Below are 10,470 nucleotides of genomic sequence, written 5' to 3'. Positions count from 1 at the left end.
CAGCCGAGGCGTCCAATCGCCCGATTTCACTCCAACCCTTCGGGCAAGTGCCTTGCCGGGCGGTCTGCGGCGTTGCGGGGCTTGCCGATAGCACGGGCTATCGGCTGCGCACCGCGCCTGGCATCCCATCCCGACCAGGCCGCTGCGCGACCCCTGAGAGATCGTAAACACGTTCTAAGAGCCCCAAAACAGCGCGCCGCGGGTTATCCCTGCCTGCGCTGGACAATGGTGTGGATAAGTGTGAACAAGCCTTGTATGACAAGCGCAAGTGATTGATTTTGAAAGAACCGTCCTACGCTGCATAATTTTTAGGCAGCATGCGCCAAGGCGGATCGGGTTATCCCGCCCAGCACTGGACAATGTTGTGGACAACGTGGGAAAAGCCCTGTACGACACGCGCAAGCTATTGATTTCAAACGACTATCGTTGAATCGCCCAAATAATAAGCAATCGCATTGCGCCCGCTGGCACCCCCGCACGGCCCCGCCAAAACGCCACCGATGCGCCAGTTATCCCGCCCCGCACGGGACAATCCTGTGGATAAACCTGGACAAGCCTTGTATGACGGTTTCAAGTCATTGATTTGCAAGGCGTTTCACTGCATCGCTTAAAAAACAGGCAAACCGGACGGGCAAAGCGGCTGCGGTACATTGCAGGGCGGCCCTGCGCCGATTGCTCCATATTTGATAGCTTTAAAGCCTTTATGGATAAGCGTTGAGCGCCAATAACACTGATGTCCACCGCCTCCCTTCAGCACAGCCCCGCCGCAGAACGCAACCGGGCCCCCATCCTTGAGCACCTGCGGGCGCTGCTGCCCCCCACGGGCACGGCGCTGGAGATTGCCAGCGGCACCGGGCAGCACGTAGCGCACTTTGCCGCCGCCCTGCCCGGCTGGGCCTGGCAGCCCACCGACCTGCAGCCCACGCATTTCGGCTCCATCACCGGCTGGGCCGCGCAGGCAGGGGCGGACAACGTGTGCCCGCCGCTGCGGCTGGATGTGCTGCACACCGCGTGGCCTGCCGAAGGCCCCGCGTTCGGCACGCCGTTCGATCTCATCTACTGCGCCAACATGCTGCACATCGCCCCGTGGGCCTGCTGCACGGGGCTGATGCAGGGCGCAGCCCGCCACCTGGCCCCTGGCGGCCGCCTGGTGACCTACGGCCCTTACCTGGAAGACGGCGTGCCCACCGCCCCAGGCAACATCGCTTTCGACGCCAGCCTGCGCGCGCAGGACGCAACCTGGGGCATCCGCCGCATTGAAGACGTCATGGGCGCGGCCGCACAGGCTGGCCTGCAACTGGCCGCGCGGCACGCCCTGCCCGCCAACAACCTGCTGCTGGTGTGGACCCACGCCGCCCGCCAAGCTTGACGAAACACACCCCATGAACACACCCACCACCGCCCCCTTCTTCATCGCCAAGGTCGAACCCGATGGCCTGCAGTGCGACGCCTGGCCCGAGCAGCCCCTGCTGCTGTCGATGGAGCAAGGCGGCATCGACTGGCCGAGCTCGTGCCGCAACGGCACCTGCCGCACCTGCCTGGGCCATCTGGTCGAGGGCACCGTGCGCTACGCCATCGAATGGCCGGGCCTCACGGCCGAGGAAAAAGAGGAAGGCTGCGTGCTGCCGTGCGTGGCCTACCCCGCATCGGACGTGGTGCTGCAGGGCAGCGCCATCTGATCTGCGTCAGGCGCGGCACCTTTCAGAAGCCAAGCAGGCCCCGGTGCACTAAAATCCAGGGCTTTGGGGGCCAGGGAGCCTCTGCATGAATGACGCGGCGGGTGCGCTGCGGATCGGGATGGATTGCAAGGCGCAAAGCACAGCAATAGCGGGGCTATTGCGAGCATTTGCAACGCAGCAGACCGCCCGAGACCGCAGATGCACGCGGTGCGATGATTCATGCAGAGGCTCCCCAGCCCCTTTGACGTGCGGCAGCGCCGCATCGCATGTTCTTTGGACGGTTTCTGGGGGGCGCACGCCGCATACAGCCCCCGGCCACGGGAACCTGCGCTGCACGCTCCGCCGCCGGCAGTCCCACAGAAAGCCCAAGCCTTCCATGAACACCCCCCTCACCCCCGTGCCGATCTCGCCCGTCGAGGACATCGTGGCCGAGATGCGCGCCGGGCGCATCGTCATCCTGGTGGATGAAGAAGACCGCGAAAACGAAGGCGACCTGGTTCTGGCGGCCGACCATGTGACCCCCGAGGCCATCAATTTCATGGCCCGCTTCGGCCGGGGGCTGATCTGCCTGACCTTGAGCCGCGAGCGCTGCGAGTTCCTCAGGCTGCCGCCCATGGCTGCGCGCAACGGCACCGTGTACAGCACGGCGTTCACCGTCTCCATCGAAGCCGCAGAAGGCGTGACCACCGGCATCTCGGCCGCAGACCGCGCCCGCACCGTGCAGGTGGCCGTGGCCAGCGCCAGCCAGCCCGCCGACCTGGTGCAGCCCGGCCACATCTTTCCGTTGCAGGCCGTGGATGGCGGCGTGCTGATGCGCGCCGGCCACACCGAGGCCGGCTGCGACCTGGCCGCCATGGCCGGCTGCAGCCCCGCCTCCGTCATCTGCGAAATCATGAAGGACGACGGCACCATGGCGCGCCTGCCGGACCTGCAGCTGTTTGCGGCAGAACACGGCCTCAAGATCGGCACCATTGCCGACCTGATCGAATACCGCAGCCGCAACGAATCGCTGGTCGAGAAGGTCGGCACGCGCACGCTGCAGACGGCCTACGGCGAATTCACTGCCCACGCCTTCCGCGACAAGCCCAGCCAGGCGGTGCACCTGGCCCTGGTCAAAGGCCAGTGGAGCGCGGACGACGTGGTGCCCGTGCGCGTGCACGAGCCGCTGTCGGTGTTTGACGCGCTGGAAGTCAACCGCTCCATGCACTCGTGGGGCCTGGACACCAGCCTGCAATACCTTGAGACCCAGGGCAAGGGCGTGGCCGTGCTGCTGAACTGCGGCGAGAGCGCCACACAACTGCTGGCCCAGTTCGAAGGCACGGCCCGCGCGGCCCAGGCGCCCGAGCGCGGCCGCATGGACCTGCGCACCTATGGCGTGGGTGCGCAGATCCTGCGCGAGTGCGGCGTGCACAAGATGGCCCTGATGGGCCAGCCGCGCCGCATGCCCAGCATGGCAGGCTACGGCCTCGAGATCACCGGCTTCATCCCCAAAGAATAAAGACAGAACAGGATCACCATTTATGTTTGGCGCAGACAAAGGCACCGCAGACAAGCTGGACGGCAAGAAACTGCACATCGGCATCGTGCAGGCCCGATTCAACGAAAGCATCACCAACACCCTGGCCGCCGCCTGCCGCGCAGAGCTGCTGGCGCTGGGCGTGCAGGAAAAGAACATCAAGCACGTGCTGGTGCCCGGCGCGCTCGAAGTGCCCGTGGCCCTGCAGGCCATGGCCGAGGCCGACGAGTACGACGCGCTGATCGCGCTGGGCTGCATCATCCGCGGCGAGACCTACCACTTCGAGCTGGTGGCCAATGAGTCCGGCGCGGGCGTCACCCGCCTGGCGCTGGACTACCACCTGCCCATCGCCAACGCCATCATCACCACCGAGAACATGGAGCAAGCCATCGCCCGCCAGACCGACAAGGGTGTGGACGCGGCCCGCGTGGCGGTGGAAATGGCCAACCTGCTGGACGAGCTGTCATGACCGACGAGAATCCCACCCCCTCCCAGTCGCAGCGCCCGCCCAAGCAGAGCCGCACCGGCCTCAAGAGCACCGGCACGCGCAAGGCGGCCTCCAAGTCCAACCGCAGCCGCGCGCGCGAATTCGCGCTGCAGGCGCTGTACCAGCACCTGGTGGGCGGCAACGATGCCCACGCCATCGATGCGTTCACGCGCGACCTGGCGGGCTTTCACAAGGCCGACTCGGTGCACTACGACGCGCTGCTGCACGGCTGCATCGCCAACGCGGCCGAGATGGACGCGCTCATCACCCCGCTGCTGGACCGCAAGATGGCCGAGATCTCGCCCATCGAGCACGCCAGCATGTGGATCGGTGTGTACGAGTTTCAGCACTGCCTGGACGTGCCCTGGCGTGTGGTGCTCAACGAGTGCATCGAACTGGCCAAGGAGTTTGGCGGCACCGACGGCCACAAGTACGTGAACGCCGTGCTCAACAGCCTGGCGCCAACGCTGCGCGCCGTGGAAGTCGCCGCCGACAAGGCCGCAGGCACCGGCGCGGCCTGACCGCGCTCGCCCGGGCGCCGCTCTGGCGCGCCGGGCCGCTTCGCTGGTTCTATCTGCCACTTTTCCCTCCCACGCCCCACCCGGGCAGGATGCGTTTGCCATGAAGTTTTCCTCGCGCGCAGAGCGCATCGAACCGTTCTATGTGATGGAAGTGGCCAAGGCCGCGCAGGCCCTCGCGCGCGAGGTGGCGGGCACGCGCGAGCCGATGATCTTTTTGAACATCGGCGAGCCCGACTCCACCGCCCCGCCCCTGGTGCAGGAAGCTGCCGCACGCGCCGTGCACAGCGGCGCCACGCAGTACACCAACGCGCTGGGCCTCGACGCCCTGCGCGAGCGCATCAGCGGCTGGTACCAGAGCCGCTTTGGCGTCAATGTGCCGGCGCGCCGCATCGTGGTGACGGCGGGCGCCTCGGCCGCGCTGCAACTCGCCTGTCTGGCGCTGATCGAGGCCGGCGACGAAATCCTGATGCCCGACCCGAGCTACCCCTGCAACCGCCACTTCGTGAGCGCTGCAGAAGGCAAAGCCGTGCTGCTGCCCACCACGGCGGCAGAGCGCTACCAGCTGAGCGCCGACAAGGTGCGTGCTGCCTGGAATGACAAGACCCGGGGCGTGCTGCTGGCCTCGCCCTCCAACCCCACCGGCACCTCGATTGCGCCCGATGAGCTGCGCCGCATCCACGACGTGGTGCGCTCGCACGGCGGCATCACCCTCATCGACGAGATTTATCTGGGCCTGTCGTACGAGGAAGAGTTCGGCCACACGGCGCTGGCCATCGACGACAGCATCATCAGCATCAACAGCTTCAGCAAGTACTTCAACATGACCGGCTGGCGCCTGGGCTGGATGGTGGTGCCCGAGGCCATGGTGCCCGTGGTCGAGCGCCTGGCGCAGAACCTGTTCATCTGCGCGAGCACGGTGGCGCAGCACGCCGCGCTCGCATGCTTCGAGGCCGAGAGCATTGCCGAATACGAACGCCGCCGGGCCGAGTTCAAGGCGCGGCGCGACTTCTTCATCCCTGCGCTGCAATCGCTGGGCCTGCACGTGCCCGTGATGCCCGACGGCGCGTTCTACGCCTGGGCCGACTGCACGCAGGCCGCGCAGGCGCTGGGCGTGAATGGCAGCTGGGACTTTGCGTTTGAAGTGATGCGCCGCGCGCACATCGCGGTGACGCCGGGGCGCGACTTCGGCGCGCACGAGCCCGAGCGCTTCATCCGCTTTTCCACCGCCAACTCCATGGCGCAACTCCAAGAGTCGGTGGCGCGGCTGCGCGCACTGCTGGGCTGATGGCTTTCCAGCTTCCCATCCGCATCTATTGGGAAGACACCGATGCCGGCGGCATCGTGTTCTACGCCAACTACCTCAAGTATTTCGAGCGCGCGCGCACCGAGTGGCTGCGCTCGCTGGGCGTGGGCCAGCACAGCCTGCGGGAACAAACCGGAGGCATGTTTGTCGTAACCGATGCCCAGCTTCGCTACCACCGGCCCGCGCGGCTGGACGACGAACTCATTGTTACCGCCACCCTGCAAGCCGGTGGCCGCGCATCGTTGACAATAGTGCAGCAGGCGCTCCTGAAACCAGAGCAGATGACCGACCGTCCCCCCGCATTGCTGGCCGAAGCCACCATCCGCATCGGATGGGTGGACGCCGCCACCCTGCGGCCCGCACGCATTCCGAGCACCCTCCTCGAACAACTCGCACCATGAACTCCCAAGACATGTCCATCATCTCCCTGGTGCTTCACGCCAGCTGGGTGGTGAAACTCGTGATGCTGCTGCTGCTGACCGTGTCGGTGGCGAGCTGGGCCGCCATCTTCCGCAAGCTGTTTGCGCTCAAGCGCGTGAAGACGCTCAACGATGAGTTCGAGCGCGAGTTCTGGTCGGGCACCAGCCTGAACGACCTGTTTGCCAGCGCCGCGCAAAACGCAAAACATGCTGGCCCCATGGAACGCATCTTCGCCAGCGGCATGCGCGAATACCAGAAGCTGCGCGAGCGGCGCATTGCCGACCCCGGCACCCTGCTGGACGGCGCCCGCCGCGCGATGCGCGCGAGCTTCCAGCGCGAGATGGACGTGGTCGAATCGAGCCTGTCCTTCCTCGCATCGGTGGGCTCGGTGTCGCCCTACGTGGGCCTGTTCGGCACGGTGTGGGGCATCATGCATGCGTTCACCGGCTTCGCGGGCATGGAGCAGGTCACGCTGGCCACCGTGGCGCCGGGCATTGCCGAGGCGCTGGTGGCCACGGCCATCGGCCTGTTTGCCGCCATTCCGGCCGTGGTTGCCTACAACCGCTTCGCCCGCGACATCGACCGCGTGGCCACGCACCAGGAGACCTTCATCGAAGAGTTCTCCAACATCCTGCAGCGCAACCTGGGCGCCCACCAGCCGGGCCACCCGGCCGCTGCCACCCACACGGCCTCGGGCCACTGACGAGGGAGGCACCGCCCATGCCCGCCATGGCATCCCGCGGCCGAGGCCGCCGCACCATCAACGAGATCAACATGGTCCCGTTCATCGACGTGATGCTGGTGCTGCTCATCATCTTCATGGTGACCGCGCCCATGCTCACGCCCGGCGTGATCGACGTGCCCAGCGTGGGCAAGGGCAAGAACATGCCCAAGGTGGTGGCCCAGGTCATCGTGGGCAAGGACGGGTCCCTGCAGCTCAAGACTCCCGAATCCACGCGCAGCCACACCCAGCGCGAAATCGGCGAAGCCGCCGCCCGCTGGCAGAAAAGCCAGGGCGCGGGCAGCGAGAGCGCCGTGGTGATCAGCGCCGACAAGGGCGTGCAGTATGAGAACGTGGTCAAGGCCATGGACGCCTTGCAAAAGGCCGGCGTACAGCGCGTGGGCCTTTCCGTGAAGCAGGGCGGGTAAAAGACCGCCCCGCCGCCTGCGCACCGATTCGCCTTCATCCATGCACGCCCACGACGACCGCGACCAGTTTGCCCCGCCCCGCCCGCCGGCGCGCCTGCGTGCCATCACGCTGGCGGTGCTGGCGCATGCGGTGCTGATTGGCGCACTGACCTGGGGCGTGAACTGGAAGAGCAGCACCGACCAGCCTGCCGTGGAAGCCGAGCTGTGGGCCGCCGTGCCGCAGCAGGCAGCCCCCCGTGCGGTGGAGCCCCCGCCGCCACCGCCCGCCCCGCCCACCCCCGAAGTGCGCACGCCCGCACCACCGCCCCCACCACCCCCGCGGGCGGTAGAGCCGCCCGACACGCGCGAGGCCGACATCGCCATCGAACGCGAGAAAAAGCGCCTGGAGCAAGAGAAGAAGGCCCGCGAGCAGCAGCAGAAGGCGGAGCGTGAAAAACGCGAGCGCGAGCGCACCGAGCAGGAGAAGAAGGAGCGCCAGGCCAAGGAGCGCGAGAAAGAACTTCGCGAGCAGGAACAGCAGCGCGAAAAGCAGCTGGCCGAGCAGAAAAAGGCCGAACAGGAAAAGCAGAAGAAGCTGGCCGAAGAAAAACGCAAGGCCGACGAGGCCGCCAAGCGCAAGGCCGAGGCCGAAGCCAAGCAACTGGCCGAACAGCGCGAGGCCAACCTGCGCCGCATCCAGGGCCTGGCAGGCGCCACCGGCGGCGAGACCGCCACGGGCACTGCGCAGCGCAGCGCAGGCCCCTCGGGCAGCTACGGTGGCAAGGTGGCGGCCAAGGTCAAGCCCAACATCGTCTACCCCGACGCCATCTCCGGCAACCCGCGGGCCGAGGTGGAGGTGCGCCTGTCGCCCGACGGCACCATCGTGGGCAAGCGCCTCGTGCAGTCGAGCGGCAGCAAGGCCTGGGACGACGCCGTGCTGCGCGCGCTGGACAAGACGGAAACCCTGCCGCGCGATGTGGACGGCCGGGTGCCACCGTCATTGACCATCGGTTTCCGGCCGCAGGACTGACGCTGGCACCCGGACAGGGCGCAAAAATTGCGCTCTCGTCCAAAAAACCCTTAAAAAAGGCTCCCAGCGCTTATCTACAGAGCATTGTTTGCTATCTTTTTAGACATAGCATCTCATGCGTATTGCAGCACCCACAGCAGCAGCAACACAAACCAGCCCCAGGACGGGCGCCAGCCATGCGCCCGCGCGTGCGGGCGCAGCGCGCCGGGGCTGAAACGTCCGCGCCGCTGGGCCCAGGCCTGGGCCAGCGATTGGCCGAGGGCGGTGGCTGCGGCGTCGCCGGGCAGGCCGGGGGTCAGCCGCACCAGCGCTGAACCTCCATCCGGCCGTGCATACACCGCGTAGTACCGGCGCTCGGCGCCGGTGTTGCCGGCGGTGAACAGCAGCTTGTGCACCAGCGACGCCGTGGCCGCGCCCGGCAACACCTGTGCGCGCGAGCCCAGCCAGGATGTGCGCAGCACGGTGATGCCGGAGTCCGTGACCCACAGCGTCCACCGGCAGGTGGCTGCGTACAGCGCAAACGCCGCCAGCGCCCACCACAGGCTGGCGCCCAAGAACCCCCGGGGCCCGTGGAAGCCATGAAGCCCCACGCGGCCCTGTATCAGGGCCTCTGCCGCGAGCCCGGCCAACACCAGGCCAGCCGCCCAGCGCCACCCCGACGGGGCAAAGCGGTAGCGCCAGCCCTCGGCCATCTCCTGCAGCTGAACGGTGCCGGGCAGGTGCGGCAGGCGGGCTCCCAGGGTGGCAGCTTCGGCCAGCGGCTCGATGGGCGTCACCTGCGCCCAGGCGGCACGGGGGTCAAACCGGTCGACCGCAGGCGCATCGGCCGCATGCGCCCCGCCTGCAGGCGCGGCCTCAACGGGCAGGTCGTAGCAAAGCTGCACGCTTCCGCGGGCACCGTGCAGCAGTTCCAGCCGCCAGTCCACCCGCTCGCCCGACCGCCGGGCGCCGTGCGGTGGGGCGTCGCCCGGCATCTCGAAGCGCCCCGACAGGTGCAGGCTGCCATCCGGCAAGGGCAGCACACGCGCCGGCTGCGTGAAGTCTTCGACGCGGCGTTCGGCGTTGCCGGAGCTGGACTCGTCCACCCGGTATTGCGCCAGGCGCAGATGCAGATCGCGGCCCTGCTGCTGCAGGGCGGCCCGCTCGGGCAGCGTGATGGTGCATTCCACAGCGTGTCCTGCGCGGGGCCGCGCGGGGCGCAGCGCCAGGGAGGTGCCGGCGTAGCGCCAGGCCTTGAGCGTCTGGCCCAGCGCATGCGCCAGCAGCGCCACGCCCACCACCACAAACAGGCCGATCAAGGCCTTGGCCAACCACGGTGCGCGGTCGGACGTCCACAGAATGCCCGCCATGGGAAAGGCAATGCCGCACCAGAACAGGCTGAACAGCCAGAGGGCGCCTGCGGAACGGCCTGCGGCGCTGGTGGCGTGGCGGGCGGGCGCGGGACCAACTCCCTCCTGCCCCAGTCCAGCGTGCCGTTGTTCATCGTGCTCATGCACACCCTGCGCAGCCCACCCCTCCCCACCCTGCCCATAGAACCCCTGCTGCTGCTGAGATGGCGGACGCCGCAGCAATTGCCACAGCGCACCGGCAAACACCCAGGCCGCCCCCAGGGCCACCCCGGTGAAGACCAGGGCAAACGGCACGCGAAAGGCCAGCATCTGCCAGCGCGGGTGGGGGTCGATCAATGACTGCGAGGGACGGCGCGGGTCGACCCAGACCGTGATGGGCTCGCCACGCGACAGCGCCGCCTGCAGCCGTGCGTGCCAGCGCTCGTGCCAGTCGCCCAGGTTGTCGGCCCCTGCCGTGGGGTCCAGCCCCACGCGGTTGCCCTCAAAGACTTTGCCGCCGAATTCATACCGGTACCGCGCACGCACCTGCCATGTGGTGCTGTCGCTGTCGGCATGCCGCTGCAGCCGCGCACTCAGCACCTGCGCCGGCGCCGGCTGCCAGCTGCGCACCTCCAGCGCCGCCCGCAAGGTCAGCACCAGCGGCTTGAGCCCGAACACATAACCCCCGGTGCCGAACGCCACGGTAAACACCGCACTGAACACCAGGACCGCCACCAGGCCCAGGGGATGCGTGGACCGGCGGGAACCCTCTCTGACCATGGATGTGCCTCCATTTCTTGCTGTTGTTGTGCCGGCAGGTTAATGGGCAGACCGTGACAGATCAATGGCACACAGCCGACAGCGGCGTGACGCACAAAAAATGCATCAAATATGCCCGTAGGGATGTCCTGCACAACTCCCTGCGGTCCGTGCTAGCGCGTCTCGGGCGGTCCGCTACGTTGCTTTTCTTGCCAATAGCCGCGCTATTGGCTGCAAAAAGACGCCTTGCGGCCCATCCCGATCAGCACTACCACGCACTCGCGAGGGTTATGCAGGAC

11 protein-coding genes are annotated in these 10,470 nt (G+C 67.4%); 10 read left to right on the top strand and 1 reads right to left on the bottom strand.

Annotated features, from left to right (window positions below; translation table 11 throughout):
- Positions 1-733 precede the first annotated feature (733 nt).
- The 10 genes from ACOQFS_RS01135 to tolA all read left to right on the top strand — a co-directional run bounded on the left by ACOQFS_RS01135 (position 734) and on the right by tolA (position 8,084).
- Positions 734-1,369 (top strand): DUF938 domain-containing protein, encoded by a 636-nt coding sequence (locus ACOQFS_RS01135; protein ID WP_421561151.1) that lies wholly within the window; start codon positions 734-736, stop codon positions 1,367-1,369.
- A 13-nt stretch (positions 1,370-1,382) separates the two neighbouring features.
- Positions 1,383-1,679: a 2Fe-2S iron-sulfur cluster-binding protein gene (locus tag ACOQFS_RS01130; protein ID WP_421561150.1), complete on the top strand. Its 297-nt coding sequence runs from the start codon at positions 1,383-1,385 to the stop codon at positions 1,677-1,679.
- A 376-nt stretch (positions 1,680-2,055) separates the two neighbouring features.
- Positions 2,056-3,177, top strand: a complete 1,122-nt coding sequence (ribBA, locus tag ACOQFS_RS01125) for a bifunctional 3,4-dihydroxy-2-butanone-4-phosphate synthase/GTP cyclohydrolase II (protein WP_421561149.1) — start codon at positions 2,056-2,058, stop codon at positions 3,175-3,177.
- Between the two features lie 22 nt (positions 3,178-3,199).
- Positions 3,200-3,664, top strand: coding sequence for a 6,7-dimethyl-8-ribityllumazine synthase (gene ribH, locus ACOQFS_RS01120; RefSeq protein WP_421561148.1), 465 nt, complete (start codon positions 3,200-3,202; stop codon positions 3,662-3,664).
- Positions 3,661-4,203: a transcription antitermination factor NusB gene (gene nusB, locus ACOQFS_RS01115; RefSeq protein ID WP_421561147.1), complete on the top strand. Its 543-nt coding sequence runs from the start codon at positions 3,661-3,663 to the stop codon at positions 4,201-4,203. Before ribH ends, nusB begins: the two co-directional genes overlap by 4 nt.
- 100 nt (positions 4,204-4,303) lie before the next feature.
- Positions 4,304-5,488: a pyridoxal phosphate-dependent aminotransferase gene (locus ACOQFS_RS01110; protein ID WP_421561146.1), complete on the top strand. Its 1,185-nt coding sequence runs from the start codon at positions 4,304-4,306 to the stop codon at positions 5,486-5,488.
- On the top strand, positions 5,488-5,907 hold the full coding sequence (locus ACOQFS_RS01105) for a YbgC/FadM family acyl-CoA thioesterase (protein WP_421561145.1): 420 nt from the start codon (positions 5,488-5,490) through the stop codon (positions 5,905-5,907). Before ACOQFS_RS01110 ends, ACOQFS_RS01105 begins: the two co-directional genes overlap by 1 nt.
- A complete protein-coding gene (tolQ, locus tag ACOQFS_RS01100) occupies positions 5,904-6,629 on the top strand; it encodes a protein TolQ (protein WP_421561144.1) in 726 nt (241 codons plus the stop codon). Before ACOQFS_RS01105 ends, tolQ begins: the two co-directional genes overlap by 4 nt.
- 17 nt (positions 6,630-6,646) lie before the next feature.
- The gene (locus ACOQFS_RS01095; RefSeq protein WP_421561143.1) at positions 6,647-7,075 is read left to right on the top strand and encodes an ExbD/TolR family protein; all 429 of its coding nucleotides are present in this window, start codon (positions 6,647-6,649) and stop codon (positions 7,073-7,075) included.
- Positions 7,076-7,115: 40 nt separating this feature from the next.
- Positions 7,116-8,084 carry a cell envelope integrity protein TolA gene (gene tolA, locus ACOQFS_RS01090; RefSeq protein ID WP_421561142.1) on the top strand — a complete coding sequence of 323 codons (969 nt, stop codon included), beginning with the start codon at positions 7,116-7,118 and terminating at the stop codon, positions 8,082-8,084.
- A gap of 113 nt (positions 8,085-8,197) precedes the next feature.
- On the opposite strand, the gene ACOQFS_RS01085 is transcribed toward tolA, so the two are convergent.
- The gene (locus ACOQFS_RS01085; protein ID WP_421561141.1) at positions 8,198-10,192 is read right to left on the bottom strand and encodes a DUF3592 domain-containing protein; all 1,995 of its coding nucleotides are present in this window, start codon (positions 10,190-10,192) and stop codon (positions 8,198-8,200) included.
- Between the last annotated feature and the right edge of the window lie 278 nt (positions 10,193-10,470).

The organism is Paracidovorax sp. MALMAid1276, assembly GCF_049198005.1.
Lineage (GTDB): Bacteria > Pseudomonadota > Gammaproteobacteria > Burkholderiales > Burkholderiaceae_C > Acidovorax.
The sequence above is the reverse complement of the archived record's forward strand: the minus strand, read 5'-3'. Positions and strand labels throughout refer to the sequence as shown.

Excerpts from the sequence above, each read along its gene's own strand:
- ACOQFS_RS01135 (WP_421561151.1), top strand. The coding sequence starts at position 734 with ATGTCCACCGCCTCCCTTCAGCACAGCCCCGCCGCAGAACGCAACCGG.
- ACOQFS_RS01130 (WP_421561150.1), top strand. The coding sequence starts at position 1,383 with ATGAACACACCCACCACCGCCCCCTTCTTCATCGCCAAGGTCGAACCC.
- ribBA (WP_421561149.1), top strand. The coding sequence starts at position 2,056 with ATGAACACCCCCCTCACCCCCGTGCCGATCTCGCCCGTCGAGGACATC.
- ribH (WP_421561148.1), top strand. The coding sequence starts at position 3,200 with ATGTTTGGCGCAGACAAAGGCACCGCAGACAAGCTGGACGGCAAGAAA.
- nusB (WP_421561147.1), top strand. The coding sequence starts at position 3,661 with ATGACCGACGAGAATCCCACCCCCTCCCAGTCGCAGCGCCCGCCCAAG.
- ACOQFS_RS01110 (WP_421561146.1), top strand. The coding sequence starts at position 4,304 with ATGAAGTTTTCCTCGCGCGCAGAGCGCATCGAACCGTTCTATGTGATG.
- ACOQFS_RS01105 (WP_421561145.1), top strand. The coding sequence starts at position 5,488 with ATGGCTTTCCAGCTTCCCATCCGCATCTATTGGGAAGACACCGATGCC.
- tolQ (WP_421561144.1), top strand. The coding sequence starts at position 5,904 with ATGAACTCCCAAGACATGTCCATCATCTCCCTGGTGCTTCACGCCAGC.
- ACOQFS_RS01095 (WP_421561143.1), top strand. The coding sequence starts at position 6,647 with ATGCCCGCCATGGCATCCCGCGGCCGAGGCCGCCGCACCATCAACGAG.
- tolA (WP_421561142.1), top strand. The coding sequence starts at position 7,116 with ATGCACGCCCACGACGACCGCGACCAGTTTGCCCCGCCCCGCCCGCCG.
- ACOQFS_RS01085 (WP_421561141.1), bottom strand. The coding sequence starts at position 10,192 with ATGGTCAGAGAGGGTTCCCGCCGGTCCACGCATCCCCTGGGCCTGGTG.